Consider the following 22,359-nt stretch of genomic DNA (forward strand, 5'->3'; position numbering starts at 1 on the left):
GCACTCGATCCATGCCTGTCCATCGAATGAGCCAGGCTCATCGATCGGACCCACTGTGCGACACGCCCGACCCACCCACAAAACAAACGCGCTCTTAGAGAAGACCACATCATCGCCCGACTCGCCGACCATCCACGCCTCCCCAGCGGCATCCAGACCCCACACGACCTGGTCACACTCCTACACGGCAGGAAGATCACCATCGTCTGCGACCAGGATCACTGCACACCAACCACAGAAAGATCCGCGCAGGGCAACCTGCGCGGATCATGATCGATATGTGGTAATGATGTGTCCGAGGGGATTCGAACTCTTGTACGTATCATCTGTGCTCCATTACGGGTGCACATGCTTATAGATTACGGCACGGTCAGCTTTGACTCAACCTCGCGCGCTCATTACCGTGCGTGAGCATGAATCAAAATTGGGACGCGTAGGGTCCAAGCTTGCCAGCCAGCTGGCTCAGTTATCGACTGACCGAAATGACCGTGCAGGCATCAAGCTGGAGCCCACCGCTTGGGTCCTGGTGAGCTTCAGCCGGCCGGCGTTGACCGCAACCCGTACCGCTCGCGTTCTTTGGTAGTGAGCGCACGAGGTTCACCGCCTTCGTCAAACTCTGAAATTCACCACAACCGGGCGCAGCGCCAGAGCATCCAGCGCCGATCAGTGCGATGTAACGCGGTGCTCCTGCAACGCGCGGATCTGCGCTCGCACTGCCACGGCGAGGGTCTGAATCCGGATGAGTCGCCCGACCGCCCCGGTCATCTCGAGTTCCGTGTAGGCCGTCAGGCCAGCTTCCTGATCGAATCCGCGACCACGTCAAGCGCCTCGGCGACCATTTCAGGCGACCCACTCAGATCCACGGGATGGGTGTGCAGGCGCTGGTTACCCCCGACCACTGTGATGACCCGGTCCGGAGCGAGGTCGGCCCGGCAGTAGATGAGCATTCCGCGCGGTAGTCGCAGGGCCGTGGTGTAGGCCAGCAGCTGGTAATAGTCGCTGGTACGCGCTAGACCTCCCCCGGTCAGCTTGTACTTGACGTCCGCAACGAAAACGACCTCCGCGCCCCGCAGGAAGAGCAGGTCGGGGTTCATGGTGACGCGTGGCGAGGCGCTCAGGGGAACAGCCATCTGCTCGAGGACCTCGATCGTGGGGTAGAGCCTCGCACGTAGCTCGTCCCCGATCCACTTCTCGAATAGCTTGTTCATGTCGACCAGGAAGCTCTGCGCTGTCAGGCCACCCGCGCCCTGGGTGAGGCCGAAGCCCTCGAGGACCAGTCGAGCAAGTGCAAGAGCCGGTTGGTAGTGCTCATTGAGCGGCGTGCGTCGGATTAGGTCGCACTCGGTCAACGCGATCGGCGAGTCACTCACCCCTTCGAGGCGCTGAAGCAGCTCACCGGCCATGCGACGCAGGACGGGGCCTACTGGCCACCGCACGACATGTCGAACGGCCGCCAGCAGAACCCGGTTCTCGGGTATGTCCGCGGTGAAGTCGTCGAAGCGGCACGGCACTGGCCAGGAGTCCCACGGCCGTGCAACCAGCTGCTGGACGTCCATGCGTCCACGGATCACCGGGAGTCGCTGGTCAACGGCACGGTAGCCGTGGACGAGCCCTCGGCGGGTCGCCCCGTTGATCGCTCGTAGTACCAGTTCCGCGACGCCTTCGACGAAGTCGCTTTGGTCGTACGCCGCCGCGTCGGTTCCCCACTCGACCAGGCCTGCGCCGGAGGTGAACATGGTCAGAACGGTCCGCAGGTCCCGCACCTTGGGCAGGATCTGGATGGTCAGCCGAGGTAGGACCACGGCGCCTACCCAGGAGGTGGCCTGGAGCAAGTACGAACCGGGCTCGTCCGACGGGTTGAGTTCGAGGCGGCCGCTGGGGATGCCGCGGAGCAGGGACACCTCCGCGACGTTGAGAGCTACGGGCCCCGAGGTCTCGTACTCGCGAAGCCTCACTACGCCGGCGACCTGGGATTCAGAAGGAAGACTCATCGGAGTCGTCCGAGGTGGCATCCATGGCCGCGCTCCCCGAAGCGGAGGACGGCCCGTACGCGGCATGCACCTTCGCCCAGGCGAACTGCTCCAGCTGGTCGGGCCGGCCGTACAACTGGTCCTCGATGAAGGGGTAGACGTCGTACTCCCAGATGCGTGCGATCCGCTCGTCGGTGAGGCACTGTCTCATGAAGTGGCTGTGACCGACCTGCAGGTGCGGTCCTTTCAGCAGGACCCGGAGCCGCTCATTTACCTGATCTACCAGTCCGGCGACCCACACCGGCTCCCCGTTCTTCTTCAACCAGTCGGCGAGCAGCGACCGCATCGCTCCCTCGTGCGGCATGAACGGGATGAAATGGAACCGTCGACGCAGGGCCGCGTCCACCATCGCGATCGACCTGTCGGCGGTGTTCATGGTGCCGATGAAGAAGAGATTGCGCGGCAGCTCGAATGGTTCGTCGGGTCGATAGGCGGTTCGTACGGCCTTGTTCCGGTATTCCAGCAGGAACAGCAGTTCGCCGAAGACGCGCGGCAGGTTGGCGCGATTGATCTCGTCGATGATCAGGTAGTGCGGCACTCCGGGGTTACTTTCCGCCTTCTCCGCCATCAGCGCAAGCGGCCCGGAGCGAAGCTCGTAGGTCAGCTGTCCCCGTTCATCGGTGCGTGGCCGGTAGCCCTCGAAGAAGTCCTCGTACGAGGTGGACGGATGAAACTGGACGAGCATCCGCCGTTCTGGGTCCTGCTGCAAGGCGCTGGCCAGCCGGTCCGCCAGATAGGTCTTGCCCGTGCCCGGAGGGCCGTAGAAGATGAGTTGCCCCTTTTCGTGGAGCAGTTCAGCGAGCTCGCGCAGGAACAGTTCGGGCAAGAGGAGATCCCGCGCGGTCCGGGCGATATGGTCCTCCTCCTCGACCGGCTCCACGGCGTCGTGGTTGAGCATCCAGTAGGCGAACTGACCCTGCCCCCAGGGATCGCCGGGCAGCATCTGCTCGAGGGTTGCCCGCAGCCGATCGTTCGCCTCGACGTGCTGCTGACCGCGGCTCAGTGCGCCGTCCGGCTCCGCGAGCCCGAACCGGCGCAGCATGGCAATCTTGCCCATCGGACCCGTCAGCGGGAAGATCGGCAGGAAGCGCCGGGGGTCGGTGACGGCGAACAGCTTCAGCAGCACGCTCTCGCCCAGCCCCTTCGTGCCGAGGTCCTTCCAGTCCAGGCCTCGGTCGATGCGGGCCGCAACCTCTCCATCACCGAAGAGGACCTCACGAAGTTTGTTGGCGAAAGCGTCGAGGGCGACCGAGTCCATGCCCGAAAGGCTGGCGTTGAGCACCGACTGGGGACCCGGGTTGCCGTAGCGCTTGCCGTTGACGAGCAGCCGGAACTGGTCCAGGTCGAAGATGGTCAGGTTCTCAGGTGACAGAGCCTCAGCGAACTGCTGCCGCTGTTCGGCATGCCACTCGTCCTTGTCGTTCGGGTAAGGGCGCTCAGCCTTGAACCTGGCGAGCGCCGCCGCCAGGTTCTCCCCCTCGGGGATCGTCGCCGGCACGGCCTCGCCCTGGCCGGCGACCAGCCTCACCAGAGGCTTGAGCCGACCCACCTCTTCGAGTAGGGCGCCCCGCAGGGCGAGGCCCGGGGGAACCTCGGACCAGGGCCACCACTTCCCCACCAACGTGCTCCCACCCGGATCGGCGTCGACCGGAACGAGCCGGTCTCCGGTGAGGTGGGGCCGGATCTCGAAGAACCGGTGACCGGAGGGGAGCGGACCGATGGCAAGCGCCGCGCCGGCGCCTGGGTTCCGCCAGTCGTACAGGCCGAGCGCAAGCCCCGAACGCGTGGCCCACAGGCGTAGGCCGGCTGCGGACACCGCCCCGGGCAGCGACCAGGTGGCATAGGCATCCGCGCGATACGCGGCCGCCTTGTCGGAAGCGATACGGTCCTGCGGTTGCGAGGTCTCCAGCTCGAGTCCCGTGGCGGCCCGTAGATCCGCCAGAAGCCCCTTGGCGGCGATGTGCAGCTCGCCCTTCAGTTGGGCGGCGAGAGCGGCTGCTCGACTCGAACGTTCCTCGTCCGGATAGCGCGCGCCCACCTCGTAGGTGGCCATGATGCCGGTGGCCTCGTCGCACATCTCCCGCACGGCGGGGTTGACTCCCACGAACCCCTGGCGCTCGGATAGGAACCACATCAATCGCTCGAACCGGTGGACATCGTCGGGATAGAACGCGCGCGCCGCTTCAACCACCGCTAGGTAGCGGTCGGCGTTCTCCCACGTCCGCAGCCAACCCAGCGCCCACATCCGCTCCGGCGCGCTCTTCCACATCACCGGCCAGCCCGGCTGCACGCGGTCCGTTGACCAGAACACTGACAACACGTACGGGATCCGCCCGACGGCCGGTTGCCCCTTACTTGCCAGGTCCCGGGTCACCCGCTCGACCTCGGCGAACCGGGAGCGCGCCTCATCCACGGTGGCCGGCGTGGTGAAGGCGCGGACCAGCACGTTCAGCGCCTCGGGGTCATCGGGCAGGTTGTTGGCGACCTGGTTGAGCCACATCTGACCGAAACCCGAGAAGGCGTTGTATGGACCCTCCTGGCGCGACCACTTGTCCGAGCCTGCCCGGAATGCCGCGAAATCCCGGGTAGCGATGAGCTCCGAAACCAGATTGCGGGCCTCGGCATCCCGGGTGGGCCGCAGCGCATCCGCCTTGGCCCAGCGCTGCCCTACTTCCTCGTCGAGGTCCACGGCCGCCTCGATCTGATCGAGCTTGTGCCGCCAGCGGGGCAGGTCGTCGGGATGAATCACCAGAGTTCACTCGTCCCTGTCATCGACTCCATGCCGCAACCACGGCACGCGACAGCATCCCACGATCGTTCCACCAGCTAACAAAGCAAAACAATCGAATTTGGAAGGGCCATGCCGGAACCAGCAACAGGAGAAGATCGCCAACGGGCTTAGCGTTCTGGCTGCCCTGGATCAGGGTGGTGGCAGCACGCTCAAGGCGCTCAAGATAGCCCGTTGGTTGTCGGTATCCCGACACAGTCCGCTCTCGGCATGATCGGGATATTGACCTGCCGGAAGGCGCCTGAAAGCCTGACTGGCTCGGTCGCGTGACGAGCACACGTACAGAGCGGTTTTGGAGAGGAGCCGGTGTAGTGGCGCCGGAGAACCTGACGGCATATGGCTCAACCCTCGACGCCGAACAGCAGGGGTTGGCGAACCAATCGCGACGCCCGCCTCGGCCGATGCCGGTGATCGTCCTCGCCGACATCAGCGGAAGCATGGACGGCGAGAAGATCCACGTGCTCAATCGCAGTATCCGGAGCATGCTGCACGCGTTCGCCGCGGAGGACACCGCACGGGGAGAGATCCACGTTGCGGTAATCGCCTTCGGCGGGGACGAGGCCGTCGTGCACCAGCCGCTGGTCCGCGCCTCACAGGCACAGTGGACCGAACTCACACCGCGGGGCCGGACCCCGATGGGTGGTGCGTTCGACCTGACCCGGGCGCTGCTCGACGACCCGACCGTCGTGCCGAAGCGGGCCTTCCCGCCCACCCTGGTCCTGGTCTCCGACGGGCTGCCCACGGACGAATGGCAGGCTCCGTTGACGGCATTAATCGGCACCCGTTGGGGTGCGCGGGCACTGCGGCTGGCCATCGGGATCGGCGTCGATCGGACCTTGGAGGCTGACGAGGTGTTGGCCCAGTTCAGCACTCCCGGCACCGCCGTGCTTCGGAGCGACCAGGTGCACGAGATCCCGGCGCAGTTCCGATGGGTGACCGCGACGGTGACCGAACAGCTCCACCAGCGCACCGCACCGAGAGCCGTCCGGTTGGAGGATCTGGATTGAGCACGGAAGGCTCCGCGTGGCCGAGCAGTGTCCGAGCCGCGAGCAACAACCTGCACCTCGATCTCCTGCTCGACAACCAGTTGGGAAGCGGCGGCGAAGGGGCGGTCTTCCGCACCCGGTACGGCGGCCTGGCCGTGAAACTGTGCGCCCCCGACGATTCCAGCCGGGACCGGATGACCGAGCTCTTCGCCCGCCTCCGGTGGCTGCCACTGGACGGCATTCCCCTCTGCCGCCCGCTGGAGCAACTGGCGCCGCCGCATGTCGGCTACGTCATGGAACTGTTGGAGGACATGGTTCCGCTGCGGGAGCTGTGCGACCCGCCGCAGCAGGACGAGGACGCGTGGTATCTCGGCGGTGGGGGCCTACGTCGCCGGCTCGTCCTGCTCGCCCGGTGCGCCGGTGTCCTCGCCATCTTGCACGACCGGGGAATCGTCTACAGCGACGTCTCTCCGGGCAACGTGCTGGTCTCCGCCGACTTCGGATACGACGAAGTCCGGCTGATCGACGCGGACAACCTGCAGACCGAGAGCAGCACGGCGGCCCGACGGCTCGGAACGCCCTTCTACACCGCACCGGAGCTCTTGCGCGGGCAGAGCGGCAACACCGTCTTCAGCGACGTCTACTCGTTCGCCGTGCTCGCGTACGAGGTCCTGACCATGAATCACCCGCTGATCGGCGACTACGTCAACGAGGGCGAGGTCGAGCTGGAGGACGACGCCCAGCGCGGGCTGGTGCCCTGGATCGACCACTCCACCGACGATCGCAACCGGACCCGGTTCGGCTACCCGGCCGACCGGGTGCTCACCCGGCGCCTGCGGGATCTGTTCCGACGTACCTTCGAGGAGGGGATGACCGACCCATGGGCGCGCCCCGGCGCCGGGGAGTGGGCGGCGGCCCTGCACGCCGCCGCCGATCGCTGCCTGGTCTGCCCGTGCGGCCAGAGCTTCCTCGCCGCGCACCCCACCTGCCCGTGGTGCCGGGCCGCCCGCCCGCCCGCGCTGACGGTCACCGTGCTCGAACAGTTCCCGCGCCTGGCTGAAGGGCCACCACCGTTGCTCCCCCAGGACGACCTGACGCTGGTGCTGCAGGCGCACCGGCCGCTCCTGATCACGAACCGCACGGCGGTACGACACCCGGAGGACCCAACCGTGGCGCTGCTTCGGATGGAGTGGGACGGCGGCGCCGAGGTCCGGGTGCGCAACTGCGGACGGTCGATGGTGCGCCGCGTGCCGCCGCAGGGCGGCAACGGACTCCAGCTCATTCCCGGCTCCGCCGCGGTCGAGCACCTGCGCGCTCCGTGGTGGATCCACTTCGACACCGAATTGCGGCCACACCGGATCCTGGTCCTGCAGTCGATCGAGGCGCCCGATGCGCGCTGACGAACTGACCGTGGGCGACACCCGGCTGATCCGCGTCCACCCGGTGATGGGCGCCGTGGTACCGCCCTGGCTGGAGGCGCTCGCGGAGAAGGATCGCCAGGACCGTGAGATCGAGGTACGCGTGCCCGCGGCGACGGCCGCGTACGACCTGGCGGTGCACCAGGGCCGCCAGTACGGCCCTTTCCGAGCCCAGGTGACGGATCCGGACGCGCGTGACTGGCTCGCCGCAGCCGGACACAGCGTCGTGGCCTGGGTCGCCCACGCGACCGACCGCGAGGTAGACCTCCAGTGCCACGGCTTCGCCGGTGCCGACCTCGGCCCGCGGTTGGAGATCGGTGTCGACGACCGGGTCGCCGGGCAGGTCCGCGTCGCCGCCCGGGTACACACCACGGGCTTCGACGAGGTGCGGGACTGGCTGCGACGGGAGTTCTGCTTGCCTCCGCCGGCTGAAGGCGCGCGGGACCGAATCGTGCACAGCGGTGGGCCCCGGGAGCAGCCCGCCGGGAGCGCGTTCACACTGCACGGCACCCGCTGGGTCGCGGACGTCGCGCTGGTCGACAACGTACTCCGGATCACCCGGATGACCGGCGCGGATGCCCGGGGGCGAGGCCGCTGGCACCGGCTGAGTGAGGTGGACGTACGGTTCGTCGACCGGGGCGCGGAGGCGGACGCGTCGGAGGCGATCCGGGCCGCCCTGCTCGGCCTCGAGTCCGACGGACGCACCTACCTCGACTTATGGCAGGCGTACAACAACATCGAGCGGGAGGCCCTGGTTGAGGACGCCAAGCGGCTGCGGTGGGCGAGGTTCCAGTCGTGCAAGGTGACCGCCCGGGGTGACTGGCGGTTCGAGCTTCAGCCCGGCGAGCGGGCCGCACGGTTTCTCGGCACGGTGGCCGCGTACCCGGGGCGGCTGGAGCTGGAAGCGGCCGGGGAGCTTCCCACGGAACTGGCGGAGAAACGCGGCCGGGCCACCGTGGGGGTGCACGGCGAAGTCCGCGGCGCGGCGGTGGGAAACTGGACGGTGGACCTCGCGGTCGCCGGGGACGAGCCGCCACCCGTGACGGGCTACCTGTTCCGCTCCCTGTCCGGGGACCGGTCCCGGTTGCGGCGGCGGGACACCGCCCGCGAGCGGATCGAGAACGACCAGGCCGAATTGCCCGGCCTGCGACTGCTCATCGAGGGACTCCCGCGGCCCGGCGCGCAGCCACGCGCCGACCCGGCACACGACCGTGCGGTGAACCGGGTCATCGGCGCTGCTGCCGGCGAGAGACCGACGGAGGTGCAGCGGGCCGCTCTCCGGATGGCGCTGCGCACACCGGACATCCTCCTGGTGCAGGGTCCGCCCGGCACCGGCAAGACTCGCTTCATCACCGATCTCCTGCGCTGCCTCGACGAGCTGGGGGACCGAGCGGTGGCGGTGAACCGGACGTTGCTGTCCAGCGTCCAGCACGACGCGGTGGACAACGTGGCCCGCCGGGCCCGACGGCTGGGCCTGCCGCCGACCCGGGTGAGCAACAAACCAGAACGGGACCGGCAGAACACCCGACAGTGGCGGGACGAGACGGTGGCCGCGGTCGACCGCCACCTCGACCGGCACCGTCCCGAGGTGGCCGGCTGGGACCGCCTCGTACGGCTGCGTCAGCTGGCGGCCGCCTACAGCCGGCACCCCGTCGCCGGGCCCGATCTGACGAACCTGCTGACGGAGACGAAGCGGCTGGCCGGGGCGGAACTGCCGGCCGGACTGCGCAGCCGGTTAGACCGGACGTTGGCGGAGCTGCAGGTGACCGGCACGCTCGGCCGGAGCCTGACGGACGAGGAACGGGCTGCGGTGGCTCGGGTCGTCCGATCGATCCGCGTCACCCCGGTCTCCTTCGCGGACGACGGCCCGGAGCGGGCGGGCGGCGCGCTGCGGCTGCTGACCGACGTGCTCGACGAACAAGCCCAGCTCCTGCTGGGGCGGGCCGCCACCGGGGCCGCGGACCAGGCAGCCCTGCTCCCCGACCTGGCGGAGCTGCGGTTGGCGCTGCTCGACCGGCTGGCAGCGGCCACCGGCCTGCTGCACACCCCGCAGCACGATCCGGCCGTCGAGGACCTGCTGATCGAGGTCGCGGAGGCAGTGCACCAGGTCCACGCGGCGTCCACCGACAGCGCCGCCGAGGTGCTTCGCGCGTACCAGGACGACCTGCGGGAGGACCTTGACCTGGTGGAGCGGACCCTGGCTCGGTATAACGCGGTGCTCGCCTCGACCGTGCAGCACGCCGACTCCCGCGAGATGTCCCGGGTGCTCGACGCGCCGTTGCCGGTCTTCGACACCGTCGTCGTCGACGAAGCAGCCCGCGCCAACCCGCTCGACCTGATGATCCCGATGGCCTTCGCCCGCCGGCGGATCATCCTGGTCGGCGACCACAAGCAGCTCCCGCACATGCTGGAGCAGAAGGTGGAGCGGGAGCTGCGCCGCAATCGTTCACTCGACGGGTCCGAGCTGTCCCAGAGCCTCTTCGAACGGTGGTTCGACCTCTTCGCGAGCGAGCGACCCGCGGTGCGGACAATCCGGCTCGACACCCAGTTCCGCATGCACCCCGCCCTGGGGCGGTTCGTCAGCTCGGTGTTCTACGGCGGCCCGGACGTGGTCCACTCCCACCCCTCCACCCAGGAGCTGACCCACGACCTGAGCCCATGGGCCAGGAAGGTCGCGGGCTGGATCGACGTCCCGCTGGGGGCGGGTGCCGAGGAACGGACCGGATTCAGCCGGACCCGGCTGGTGGAGGCGATCCGGCTGGTGCGGGAGCTGCGGGAGCTGGCCGCACGGGACGAGGCGCGGCAGCTCACCTTCGGCGTGATCACTTTCTACCGGGAGCAGCAGGTCCTGCTGGAGACCGAACTGGTCGATGCGGGCTTGGCCGTCGTGGACGACGAGGGAGGGTTCACACCGGTACCGGCGATGGCCTACACCGCCGAGCCGGTCCCTCGACAGCGGCTCCGGGTGGGCACCGTCGACGCCTTCCAGGGCATGGAGTTCGACGTTGTTCTGCTGTCGGTGACCCGGAGCAGTTCACCGCCTAGGTCCACCCCCGACCCCGCCGAGGCCGTCCGGCGGTACGGGCACCTGCTCAGCGACAGCCGCATGTGCGTGGCGATGAGCCGGCAACGCCGGCTGCTCATCGCGGTGGGTGACGCCGCAATGGCGGAACGGTCGGCGACGCCGGAGGCGCCGGGACGTCCCGGCCGGTCGGTGGCCGAGGGGCTGGTGGCGTTCCGGGAACTCTGCAAGGGGGTGGACGGTGGCGGGATTCGACGTTGACAGCCCGGTGGTCCTACCGGACCACGTCCGGTATCGGGGCGACCAACTGTGGCTGCTGTGGCCAGCCCTGCGCTACCGGGTGGTCGCACCGCTCGTGCACGAGGAACGGCTGAACGTCTTCCAGTCGGCGGTGCTCGGGCTGGCCCGGTCCGGATACCGGGAGGTGGGCGAGATGGCGGCGCTGCTCGGCCTCCAGGGTGACCTGGTGGAGATGGTCCGGTCGGACCTGCGTGCGCTGTCCTACCTGGACCGAAATGGCGCGGTGACCGACACCGGGCTGCAGGCGTTGCGGGACGGCTTCCTCGACCCGACCCGGACCATCACTACGTATGTCTACCAGGACGTCCTGACCGGATCGCTCTGGCCGGCGTCGACCCTGCAGGCCCGGCTGGCGCAGGCCGACTGGCGGGCCCGGCACCAGGTCTCGCTGCAGCTGCGGACTGCCGGTGCGCCGTTGCGGGTCACCGCATTCCCGGTGCTGCCGGAGGGTTGGACGGGCACCGAGCAGCCCAGCCACGAGGAGGTTGTCGAGGCTGTCTCGCGTGGTGAGCGGGCCAAGCAGGAGCGGGGCCGGGCCCGACGGTGGGACCGGGCCGCCCCGGATCGTGTGGTCTCACGGGTGGCCTTGATGACCTCGGGTGTGCCGGTGTGGATTCCGGTCCCGCTCGTGTCGGATCGCCACGAACCGGCGAGTACCGAGACCGTGAGCTGGGACGCGTTCAGCCCGTTCAACGGCCGGTCCAGCACCTACCTGCGGCGCCTGGTGGCGACCCGGCTGCAACAGGTGCCGGCGCTGCGCGAGCAAGTCGAACGGTTCATCGGCCGGCGCAGCGAAGCGGTGGTGCTGGAGTACGACCGGCTCGACATCGCGTTGCGCCGACGGATCGGCGAGGTCCTGGAGGACCGGTTCGCCGGTCTGGTCCGGGCGCACCGCGACCTCTTCGAGCTGCTGACCCTGCTGGAGCGGGACATGGAACGGGCCCGCCTGACCGGGGACGGCTGCACCGAAATCGGCGACGTGGTCCGAAACGCCTGGCGCCTGCACGAGGTCGTCCTGCGCGACATCGTCGCCCGGCACCCGCCGCCGGCCGACGCGCCCGAACTGACTCCCCACGGGAACCAGTTCGCCGGTCCGCTCGGACGATGCTGCCGGCGACTCGGGATGCCGTTCGGCGAGCACCTCCAGGTCCTCGGGTTCAAAGCGGACGAGTTCCGGAAGGCGGTTCGTCGTCCGGAGAAGGTCTCCAACACGCCGGCGATGCTCGCCGCGGTGCTGGTCTCGGGCGCGCACGGCGGACCGGACCATCCCGTCCGACGACTGGCCGAGGTCCGCCCACACCTGTTCACCGAGCTGAGGCGGTTGTCGAGCGACCGGAACACCGGCGGTGCGCACGCCGCGGTGGTGCCGCTCAACCTCGACACCGGCGAGGCGGCCTGGGCGCTCGCCCAGCACACGACGGCCGCGTACCTGGGCGTCGACCTGCCCGATCTGTCCCGGCCTTCGCGAAAGGACAACCAAACCCATGGGGAAGAGCAAGTCCCGGTCGCCGTACCGCAACCTCGGGGCCCGGTCCCGGCCCCGCGCTGACGAGGTCCAAGCCGATCTGGCGCTCGCCGCGCGCCGCGCGGAGGACGGCTCCGAACTCGTCAACGCGCTGACCACCGAGGCCCTGACGCCCGCGCAGCGGTCCTCGGAGGAGGTGCTGACCACCTACGACAAACTCACCCTGCAGATCGAGGAGTACCGGCGCTGTGCCCTGGCCGCCACGGCGCGGCAGGAGGCGGCACGGACCCGGGAGGAAGCGGCACGGGCCCGCGAGGAGGCGGCACGAGCGCGGGAGGAGGCGGCCGAGGCGGACCGGCAGCGCATCCGGACAGACCTGAACCTCGCGGCACAGGCCCAGGCCGAGGCGGAGGAGATCCGTGGCCGGCTGGCCCGGGCGGAGGCCCGGCTCGACGAACGGGATGCGCAGCTGCGGGACCGGGAGAAGGCGGCCGAGGCGGGCTTCGTGGCGGAGGCGGAGCGGGCCCGGGCGGCGCTCGACGCGGAACTGGCGGGGCTGCGACGGGCCGCGTCGGCGGAGGTGGCCGCCGAGCGCGAGCGGTGGGTGACGGAGCGGACCGAGGCGCTTGCTGAGATCGAGCAGACCCGGCGGGATCGGCTGGCCGACGCGGAACGCGTCCACGCCGAACTCGCCCAGGAACGCCAGCAGCTCACGAACGGGGCACAACAGCTCGACTACGACCAGGGTGCCCTGCGGGGACAGGAGATCCAGCTCGAGCGGCGGGAGCGCGACCTGGAGAGGGAGGTGACCGCGCGGGCCGCCGCGGAGGTGACCGCACTCGACCGGGACCTGCAGGTCCTCCGGATTCAGTACGCGGCGGCCGAGGAGGCGGTCGCCGACCTGCACGGCAGGCTGGCCGAACGGGAGCAGGTGCTACTCAAGATCGGCTCTTCGGATCCCGCTCACGTGCTGGACGAGATGGAACGGCTCCGCGCCCAGAACGCCGAACTGCGGGACAAGCTCGCCGCCCGGATCGGCGACGAGGACCTAGATCGGCTCCGCTGGTTGGAGCAGCAGAACCGCGAGCTGAACACCACACGCGAACAGCTCAGCTACGAACTCCAAGAACTCCGGGGCGCGGCCCTCGCCGACCGGATCAACAACCTGCAGGTGAAGCAACTCGCGGACGCCGAACGGCACTTCGAGGTCCTCACCCGCGGGTACGAGGGGCGGATCGCGGAGTTGCGGTCGGCCATCGACGCCCTCTACCAGGACCGCCCCGACCCGGGTACGCCGCTCTTCCCCCGATGCGTGGCGATGGACGACGACCCCGCGCTCGACGAGCCCGGCGAGGTGTCCGGCGACCTACCGGACCTGGCAGGGTTCGCCCGCTCGCTGCAGACGACGATGTTCGCCGAGCACGACCGCGCGTACCGCTTAAACGACATCTGCGTGCTGCTCGGCGGACTGGCGATGAGCCGCCTGCACCTGCTGGAGGGGATGAGCGGCATCGGCAAGACGTCCCTGCCGAGGGCCCTAGCCGGCGCGCTCGGCACCGACTGTGCGGTGATCGAGGTGCAGGCCGGCTGGCGTGACCGCACCGACCTCTTCGGCCACCACAACACCTTCGAGCGACGATTCGAGGAGACAGAGTTCCTGCAGGCGCTCTATCGGGCCCAGACACCACGGCACCGGGACCGGCCGTTCTTCATCGTGCTGGACGAGATGAACCTGTCCCGGCCCGAGCAATACTTCTCGGTGCTCCTGTCGAAGCTGGAGAATGACGACGGGGTGCCAATCCAACTGGTGACCCGCGGGGACGGCCGGGCGCCGCGCCAGCTGGTCGGCGGCACGAGCATCGCACTGCCGCCCAACGTGTGGTTCATCGGCACCGCCAACCAAGACGAGTCCACGTTGGAGTTCGCCGACAAGACGTACAGCCGGGCCCACCTCATGGAGTTGCCGGCGCAGCGGCCCCGGCTGGACCGAAGGCCGGTGCCCGCCCTGCCGCCGTACGGGACGGACGCCCTGCGGCGGGCCTTCAAGCAGGCCCGGCAGGCACATCGCGAGGACGAGAAGGCTGTCCTGGCGTTCGTCGAGTATCTCACCGGCGACCTCCAGGAGCATGGCCGGGCCCTCATCGGCCCTCGCGTGGAGAAGCAGTTGCGCACGTTCACGCCGGTGGTGGCCGCGGCCCGGCAGGGCGACCCGACAGGCGAACAGCCCGAGTACGGCGACGCCGACCAGGACGGGCGGTCCCTTGCAGCCGACCACTTCCTCGCGATGAAGGTGCTCCGCACCGTCCGAGGCAGGTACGACGTCACCGTGACGGGCCTCGGCAAGTTGCGTGAGGCGATCCGCACGGCGTGGGACCTGCACAAGATGGCGGGTGAACCGGCTCGCTGCGTCCGGTTGCTCGACGACGAAGTGCACCGCCGGGAGAGCTGACGTGGCCGATCGGACGGGTGCCGCCGACCCTCTGGTCGTGGGCTCGGTCATCGACACCGCACGGCTTATCGCCCAAGCCGGCGACATCAGCGCTTGGATGACGACGAACATGTTCGTCCCGGACACCGTCGAGCGGGCTTCGCTGCGGGACTTCGACCGGGAGATCCAGCGCGGCCTGGACGACCTCGCGCACGTCTGCCTCCGCCCGCACGACCGCCTCGCGCGGACGGAGGAGGTGGTCCGGGCGGACGTCGCTCGTCGGGTCCCACCGGCCGGACTGGCCCGACTCGCCGGGCATCCGGAGGAATGGGCCGGGGTCGAGCACGGACGCATCCATCCGCAGCGAGTGCTGTCCCTGCGCTACGTTGAGGACGTCGACTTCTACGAGAACCGGGTGGCGGCGCAGTTGGTGGACCGGTTGGACGAGTATCTGACCAGACGGATCCACGAACTGACCCTGCTCGGCGCGAGCCTCGCCGACATGAGCGCGTTCGTGGGGGCACTGCACGGCACCAGCTCCTGGCGGCGGCGCGAGCGAATCGCCGAGCTGGTGGCGGTGGCGGTCGCGGACAAGGCAGCGTCGGCCGCCGCCATCGAGGCGACCCACGCGGCACTGACGAACGCGCGGGGCCGGCTACGGGCCCTACGCCACTCCCCCGCACTGACCCACGCCGACCGGCGGGCGCGGGTACCCATGCGACTCAGGTGGACGAACCTGTTCACCAACGACCGCCGGTACCGGCGCGTCGGGAAGCTCTGGGAGCGCTGGGCGGTGCAGCAGGCGGCGGATACGGACCAGGCACGGGCCGACAGCCGGGACTTCCCCGCTGCCTACCGAACGTATGTGGCCGCGCTGTCGCTGCGGGCCCTGGCCCTGCTCGGGTATCGGCCAGACGACCCCGACGCCCCCGCTCCGGCAGCGGGCACCCAGCTGCGGCTGCGCGGTCCGGCAGAGGAGTTGACATGGTCGATGAGCGAGGACGGTACGGTCGGTGTACACGCCTGCGGGACGGAAGTGACCCGAATCGTGACCGACCCGCGAGACCTCGGCGCGAAGGTCCCCGAACCGGTCCGGCAGGGCTGGCTCGCCGATCTGGCGACACTGCCCGGTCCGATCGTCGTCGTCTACCCCGGCCTCCGGACCACTAGGTCATCGCTGCCCCGCCCGGTACATCAGGGCTTGCATCCGGCAGGTTTCGGGACGACGGCCTGCCTCGTGCCGATCAGCCCGTTGGAGATCGAGGGCGAGGAGCGGCTGGCGCGGGCCCTCCGGTGGACGCTGCAGGGCCGGTGGTTCAGCCACGGATACCCCCTGCCGGTGGAACTGCCCGCTGGGGTGCCGACGCTGCCGGCCAGGAACTGGCTGCGGCCGGTAGGCGGCCGGCGGGTGCTGCTGCTCCGCCGACCCACCTCCGAGGAGCGGTCGCACCTGATCCGGGAGGCGGTGGACGGGCACCGAGGCCCGAGCCGGGACAGCCAGCTTTTGCCGTCAGAGCTTACGGCCGCCCTGGATGCGGCGGGGGCAACCTTCGGTCGGTTCGACACCTGCCCGATCTGCAAAGAGTCCGGGGCGCGGGTGCACATGCGAGATCGCGATACATTCCAGGCACGGTGCGGCAACTGCGAGGCCATCTGGGGCAGCCGGGACTGCTCCTGCGGTGCCCGATACCCGGTTCTGTGGCCGTACAACGCGGTCATTGACACTGCCGATGGTGATCGAATCGACCGGACAGCCGGTGCGGATGTGTTGGCAATGCCCTGCACCGCCGCGGAGATCACTCCCGGTTCGCGGTTCCGGTGTCCGAAGTGCCAAGAGTGTGGTGGACGACCGGGATGCACCTGCTGGGCCGACCCCGGAGGGCGTCAGATAGCGGAAGGCCGCATCGAAGCCTCTGCTACAGAGACGTAATGCATCGCCCTGATTCGCACATGGTCGCTACGTCCGCAAGAATCTTGTGCACCGGCCACCACCGTCCTCTATTAGTCGCGGTGCTCCCACGGGGTCCGCCCTTGCCAGCCGGAGAGCCAGGGCCGTCCTACGTTGCGGGCAACGGCGAGGACGTAGCCGTCCGACCCTGCTGCAGCCCGGTCCGGTACTTCGAGTCCTGCCCGTAGGCCTCGTCTGCGGTGACCCACCGCGCTGACGGGCCTGTTGTCAACGCGCGTTCGTGCATCCGCAGGTCCAAGGCGGGTTTCGTGGCGAATTCCACGTCCGCTGCGATGCCGGTTTCCTCGCGGCGGGCAGGGTCATCGCACCCGCCGCACTGCAGACACAGCTCCCGGTCGATCAGCGTGCGTCCGGCCCGGCTGGCGTAATCGAGCGAGCTGGTAATTCTTCGTCCGTTCGCCTAAACAGTGGCGGATGATCAACTCTGTCTTCGAGGGCTAGATTCGAAGATTACGTCTTTCTTCCATGACTTGCGTCCGCCCGATGACCATTGCGGACAGCTTTGGGCATAGCACCGCCAGTACCAGGAGCCCGCTCCATTGCGGCGGAGGTCAACCGAGTCACCGCCGCAAGCACCGCATCGTGGTGGCTTCGAGAACTCTCTTGCGTGTTCGTGCTCTAGAAGCTTCCGTGCGAAGTGAGCGCCGCGCATCGTCACCATCACCTCACGCGTCCAACTCTGAGATAGCGAGTTGAGGCTGCCGAGAAGCACGGTCTGCTCGTCGATGATGACGATCTTTTGATGCATGACGTTGACCTCGACGACGGCTTGCACTATCGAGCGAAGGTCGTTCAGGTATTTCTGGTACGTCGGTTTGCGCTGCAGGTTGTCGCCGGGATCGCGGACGAAGAGGGTCACCCGGACACCCCGTGCGACAGTATCGGCGAGCGTCGGCAGGATGGACCTGACCCTGGTGGCCGTCCATGGCGCCCAGATCCAGATTGATCGACGTGCTGCCGCGAGATGGTCGGCAAAGACGTCATAGAACGTTCGCTCATCGTGGATGTCGGTCAACCGGACGTGTTGCGCCAGAAGCTCAGCCAGTTCTCCGGTAAAGGTGCCGGCGAGCATCGACCGGACTTGGTCGGGAGCCGTGGTTGGGGTGATCAACATGGCGGCCGGGACGACTCTGGCCCGCCGGCTTTGGATCAGGCCGGCGACGATGCTGAGCGGTGTGCCGGCAGGGGCCTCGTTGATCTGTCTCCGGCTTCCGATGAGGTAGAGCCGGGTTTGGGTACGAGTGATCGCGACGTTGAAGAGCCGGATGCCCTCTTGTTCCCAGCTCCCTCCGCCGCGGTTGGCCAGCGCCATCCAGCGTTTGTCGTACTGGTCCTCGACCATGTCGAACACGACGACTGGGAACTCCCGGCCCTGGAAGCGGTGTGCCGTACCGACCTCCGTACCTACGGACGACGTGCTCTCGTGGTCGCGCAGGGCCTCAAGGGTGGCTTCAACCTGCTTGCTGTAGGGCGTGACGATACCGGTTCGTTCCCCGCGCGCTTGGTGATAGTCGGCAAGGACGCGGGCGAGCAGCGCCCCCGCTGGCCACCATCCGCTACGCCGTTTGACCGGTCGGACGCGCGCGATCTCTCCGAGCCCGTCGACGTCGACAAGGACGATCTCTGGGTCATCGTCGGCGTGTTTGCGGATCTTGTCGCCGGGCTTCAGGAGCCCGTCATAGGCGATGGCATTGGCCAGACTCATGATCTCGGGCCCGAACCGGTGCTGGACGTCCAGCGCGGTGCAACCAGGATGTCTCTCGGCCTCTTGCGGGGAGGTGATCCCGCAGTGCGCGAACACGTCGGGAAGCAGCCATCGGTGGACGTCCGGCCGGTTGGCGCGCTTGACGTCGTCATTCCGAATGGCTCCGAGCTGCATGAAGTCGCCTAGCAGGACGGCTGCTCTGGTCGCCCGGGAAACCGCGAGCAGGACTTCGGGGAGGTTCGCGGCGCTGACCTCGTCGACGAGTACGACGTCGTACGGTCCGTCCATGAGGGCTTTGCTTGTGCGCAGGCGAGCCAGGGTGGTGGCGACCATCCTGGCGCCCTTGATGATCTCCCCTTCCTCGTCTCGGCGTAGCCGATCGAAGTCCTCCTGCAGTTTCGCGTGACGCTGCTCGAGCCGCTCACGTTCGAGTTCCGTCGCGCTGACTCGGCTGCCAAGAACCCGCATCTGCGCCTCCACGATCGGAAGCTGACGCTGATCAGCATCCCGGACCAGCGCCCGTTGTGCCTCGGTCGGCGCGCCGGCCTCCGCGGTCAGCAACCTCTGCCGTGCCAGCTCGAGCCGCTCGCTGGCTTCGCGGGCGTTGGTGCTCGCCCGGTCGGCGTGCTCGCGCGCCTCGACCACTTTTGCGTCGGCGGCCTGGAGGTCCGATCGGCTGCAGATGATGGCATCGCCGAGCTGGCGAATCCGTTCGTCGGTCTTCGCCTCCTGTCCCTCAACGAGGCCGCGCGCTTCGCGCGCCTGGCGCTCCGCGTGATCTGCGTCGACCCGAGCAGCGTCGAGCTGCTTGCTCAGTCGCTGCAGTCGTGTGCGATCGCGCAGCCGGGCGAACTTCCGTGTCTCACGCAGGTTCTGAATCTCAGTCTCGACGAGATCGGCAGTGTGCCCGGCGGTGAGCGCACGCGCGGCGAGGTTCTCGGCAGCCGCCTTCACTGCGATCAATTCTCGCTTCACCTGATCGATTTCCGCGTACGCCGCGCGTGTCGAATCGAGTTTCGCCAGATCGCTTCGTGCTGCGGCAAGCCGTGCTGCTGACTCGACCGCCTGGGTCTCCCTCTCCCGCATTGCCGCTTGCGCGTCTGCCGCGGCAGCGGCAAGTTGGGGAACTGCCGACTCGGCAGCCAAGACCCTCTTGGCCAGGTGGTAGGCGGCCGAGTCGAACCCTGCCAACTCTTCCTGGAGACCGGCCAGTCGCTCGGCGTCTTCCCTCATTCGGACCAGCCGCCGTTCCACGTCCTGCAGCTGCTGGTCAACCTCACGCAACCTCTTACGCACAAGAACGGGCAGGCAGACCTCGGGATGCTTGAGCACGTCGGGATGGTGAGGAGGTCCGACGCGGAGGAGTTCGCCAGCTTGATGCTGCCGCCGTCCAACGACACCGAGGAGCGCGTTGTCGACGGCGATGTTGGTGGCCGACACCAGCAGGACGCGCTTGCCGGCCCCGATCAGGTCACCGATTGCCTCGGTGAGGACCCGGGTCTTGCCGGTTCCCGGCGGTCCCCACACCAGATGCACGCCGCTACCCGTGCACGCTCCGAACGCAGCCATTTGCATCGGCGTGAATCCGGAGATGTCCCGCAGGTTCGTTGGTGTCGGCGCGAGTCGACCGTTAGCCAAGTCGTGCGCCAGCCCTGCATCGGTGAGGCCCGCGATGGCCTCGCGCAGCTTCACGAGGAGGTAGGTCGCGGGTTGTTTGTTCTGCCAAAGGTGGGCATCGGCAAGGTCGACGAACTCGGCAACCCGGAGTCGGACGACTTCACCTTCCTGTACCGCCTCCAGGACCGCGTAAGACGATCCTGCCTCTGGACCATCTGCACCTGACAGGCGGAGGGACTCAAGCTGATCCAGATTGGCTGCCGAGCCACGGAGGTCGACCGCGAACCAACCACGCTGGCTTTCCTGACGAGCGCGCCCAATGCGGACGAGACGCTCCTTCTGCTGAGTCCCACCCTCGGAGGCGATCCAGAGGTCCAGTGCGCTGCACACCTCGTCGCGCCAGTCCGGCAAGACCGACCCCCATCGCGTCGCGGCGAATGTCCGCCGTGACATTACCCTCTGCTATCGATCAAGCACCAGTGTCGCGGTTCCGACTACCGGCTCTACCAACATCACACGGAGCGAGCGCCAAGGGGAGGTTCCGCCCTGGAGCGCAAGCGGGCTCTCACTCACTCCGGCAACCCCCTGCATGCCATTGCCCGAACCGCCCGGATCTTGCGAGACTTCCCAGCTTCGCAAGGACCCTCTGCCGTGTTCAGCGGACTTCACGTCGCTGTCGGCATCTCGACAACACGAGCTTGGGTCACTTTGGCTCGCGCTCGCAACCACCAATCAGATGCAACGCTATCTTCGGCCCGCAGAAAAAGGCGTAGGAGCCTGAATTCTACGAACGCTCTTCTATCTCAGATAAGCGACAGAACACCCCTTCTGAGCGGCCAAAAGCGGAGGAGCCCGGAGAAGGGGCACCGCGTGGTGTCGACCGGGACGCCGGTACAGTGAAGCAGCGGCATCTTGCCCGGACAGTGTCGACTACGTACCGGCAGCTTGCGTCACTCGGGCATCATGCGGACATGTCTCGTGAACTGGCCGCCCGTACCGAAGCAGGCACACCTGCTCGGCGCAGATGGCCCTGGCCTCTCTCCGACGCAGGAATCGCCATCAGCGCCGCCCTGGTCATCATTGCTGGCGGTGGGTTGGCAGCGGCGATGTGGGCCGTCGCCGACGCTGCAGCGGTGAACGCCCGCCCCGGCATGCACATCGAGGCACTGAAGTACGGTGTCGGATCGGTCGCCGCAGCCGCCGCGGCAGTCGGCCTGCTGCTGTCGCTCCGCAAGCAACGGATGGCCGAGGACGCACACGACCGCGACGGGGAGAAGTTCCAGCTTGCCGTCCAGGCGCAGCGGCACACCGAAGCCGACGCGGCCGCACGCCGGCTAACCGAAACCTATGTCAAGGCCGCCGAACAGTTCGCTTCCGAGAGCGTTGTCGTCCGTCTCGCCGGGCTCTACACCCTCGAACGGGTCGCGCAGGACAATCCCGACCAGCGGCAGAAGATCGTCAACCTAATCTGCGCTTACCTGCGGATGCCGTACACCCCACCAACCGGTAACGACCACGAAAGCGACCGGGAACGCACTTCCCAACTCGAGCTGCAGGTCCGGATAGCCGCGCAGCTATTCCTCTCCGACCACACCTGCATCCCGGCCCGCAGAAACCCTCGCGTCAAGGCCCCCGAGACGTATTGGCCGGATCTGCATCTGGACCTCACCGGCGCGGCCCTGATCGAGCTCTCCATGTGCAACAGCGTCGTCCGGTACGCCAGCTTCGCCAGCTGCGAGTTCGTCGGCGGCGCCACGTTCCGCGGGTCGAAGTTCGACATGGCAGATTTCACGACAGCGCAGTTCACCGCCGGATCTCAACGCTTGGCAACCGGTCGTCTGCCGTCAGGCGACCCTGCCAGCGGGGCCGTGAACTTCAACGGCGCAGAGTTCCATACCGCCATCTTCACGGGCGCCGACTTTGGTGGCCCGGCCTCGTTCGTCGGTGCCGCTTTCCACGGATCTGCGGACTTCGGCACGCCCGGTCTGGCCTCCTACGACGCGCTCAAAGGCGGCTCGGCGTGCCCTGGACCGAACGTCCGCACCGCCCGATTCCGGGACCAAGCGGTGTTCAGAGGCGCAACGTTTGGTGGCGCTGCATCATTCGGGTACGTCCGGTTCGACGGGCCCGCCGACTTCGCCAGTGTGACCGCCCATCAGGACGTCTACCTGGCCGGTGCACGACAGGCGGTCACGCGTCCCGGCCACACCGCGGTGAGCTCAACTGTATGGCCGCACGGGTGGGAGATGGGCGACGACGGAGTCCTCGTGGCCATACCTCCCGGCCCGGACGGCACCTGGCCGGAGCCGGAGCGCCTGCCTCCCGAAGCCGGAAAGGGAAGACGGCGGCCACGCTCAGGCCCGTGACCGCGTCGCCCAGCAGAATGACGCTGGCCACGCACATGATCCTTGAAGCCTTTTATCCTCGGCAGGTCGGGTTTATCGACCTAATGAAAGACGAGGATTGCCTACACGATCGTGGTGGCCAGGTGCGGAATCCGGCCGCATCGGGTCGAACTTCCGCTGTCCGCGCGTTGGCCCCCGCCCGGCACAGTGCGCGTTCGTGCCGATGGGGGATGAGTGTTTCTGGCCCTCGGTGGCTTGCTGCCGCTGCCGGGTTCAGGGTGGGCGG

Annotated in this window: 11 protein-coding genes; 7 read left to right on the forward strand and 4 right to left on the reverse strand. The window is 68.2% G+C overall.

All coding sequences use genetic code 11. The annotated features are described in order from the left end of the window. Positions 1-785 precede the first annotated feature (785 nt). Both ACGFH9_RS29665 and ACGFH9_RS29670 read right to left on the reverse strand, forming a co-directional pair. On the reverse strand, positions 786-1,901 hold the full coding sequence (locus ACGFH9_RS29665) for an McrC family protein (protein WP_393225802.1): 1,116 nt from the start codon (positions 1,899-1,901) through the stop codon (positions 786-788). A gap of 73 nt (positions 1,902-1,974) precedes the next feature. After that, positions 1,975-4,779, reverse strand: a complete 2,805-nt coding sequence (locus tag ACGFH9_RS29670) for an McrB family protein (protein ID WP_393225805.1) — start codon at positions 4,777-4,779, stop codon at positions 1,975-1,977. Between the two features lie 440 nt (positions 4,780-5,219). Here ACGFH9_RS29670 and ACGFH9_RS29675 point away from each other — a divergent pair, with 440 nt between their 5' ends. The 6 genes from ACGFH9_RS29675 to ACGFH9_RS29700 are packed head-to-tail and all read left to right on the forward strand — an operon-like array spanning position 5,220 to position 16,367. Next, complete coding sequence (locus tag ACGFH9_RS29675) at positions 5,220-5,825, forward strand: VWA domain-containing protein (protein ID WP_393225808.1); 606 nt, start codon at positions 5,220-5,222, stop codon at positions 5,823-5,825. After that, positions 5,822-7,204 (forward strand): protein kinase, encoded by a 1,383-nt coding sequence (locus ACGFH9_RS29680; RefSeq protein WP_393225811.1) that lies wholly within the window; start codon positions 5,822-5,824, stop codon positions 7,202-7,204. Before ACGFH9_RS29675 ends, ACGFH9_RS29680 begins: the two co-directional genes overlap by 4 nt. After that, complete coding sequence (locus tag ACGFH9_RS29685; RefSeq protein ID WP_393225813.1) at positions 7,194-10,505, forward strand: DEAD/DEAH box helicase; 3,312 nt, start codon at positions 7,194-7,196, stop codon at positions 10,503-10,505. The genes ACGFH9_RS29680 and ACGFH9_RS29685 overlap by 11 nt, the downstream gene beginning before the upstream one ends. Next, a complete protein-coding gene (locus ACGFH9_RS29690) occupies positions 10,486-12,093 on the forward strand; it encodes a hypothetical protein (protein ID WP_393225816.1) in 1,608 nt (535 codons plus the stop codon). The genes ACGFH9_RS29685 and ACGFH9_RS29690 overlap by 20 nt, the downstream gene beginning before the upstream one ends. Then, positions 12,029-14,458, forward strand: a complete 2,430-nt coding sequence (locus tag ACGFH9_RS29695) for an AAA family ATPase (protein ID WP_393225819.1) — start codon at positions 12,029-12,031, stop codon at positions 14,456-14,458. Before ACGFH9_RS29690 ends, ACGFH9_RS29695 begins: the two co-directional genes overlap by 65 nt. Position 14,459: 1 nt before the next feature. Next, positions 14,460-16,367 carry a DUF2357 domain-containing protein gene (locus ACGFH9_RS29700; protein ID WP_393225822.1) on the forward strand — a complete coding sequence of 636 codons (1,908 nt, stop codon included), beginning with the start codon at positions 14,460-14,462 and terminating at the stop codon, positions 16,365-16,367. 127 nt (positions 16,368-16,494) lie between these two features. Here ACGFH9_RS29700 and ACGFH9_RS29705 read toward each other — a convergent pair whose 3' ends face one another. Beyond that, positions 16,495-16,791: a transposase gene (locus ACGFH9_RS29705; RefSeq protein ID WP_357567427.1), complete on the reverse strand. Its 297-nt coding sequence runs from the start codon at positions 16,789-16,791 to the stop codon at positions 16,495-16,497. A gap of 33 nt (positions 16,792-16,824) precedes the next feature. Further along, on the reverse strand, positions 16,825-20,139 hold the full coding sequence (locus tag ACGFH9_RS29710) for an AAA domain-containing protein (RefSeq protein ID WP_393225825.1): 3,315 nt from the start codon (positions 20,137-20,139) through the stop codon (positions 16,825-16,827). A gap of 560 nt (positions 20,140-20,699) precedes the next feature. On the opposite strand from ACGFH9_RS29710, the gene ACGFH9_RS29715 reads away from it, so the two are divergent. Next, positions 20,700-22,094 carry a pentapeptide repeat-containing protein gene (locus tag ACGFH9_RS29715; protein ID WP_393225828.1) on the forward strand — a complete coding sequence of 465 codons (1,395 nt, stop codon included), beginning with the start codon at positions 20,700-20,702 and terminating at the stop codon, positions 22,092-22,094. Positions 22,095-22,359 lie beyond the last annotated feature (265 nt).

The sequence above is a fragment of the Micromonospora sp. NPDC049102 genome (assembly GCF_043197485.1).
In the GTDB taxonomy this organism is placed as follows: Bacteria; Actinomycetota; Actinomycetes; order Mycobacteriales; family Micromonosporaceae; genus Micromonospora.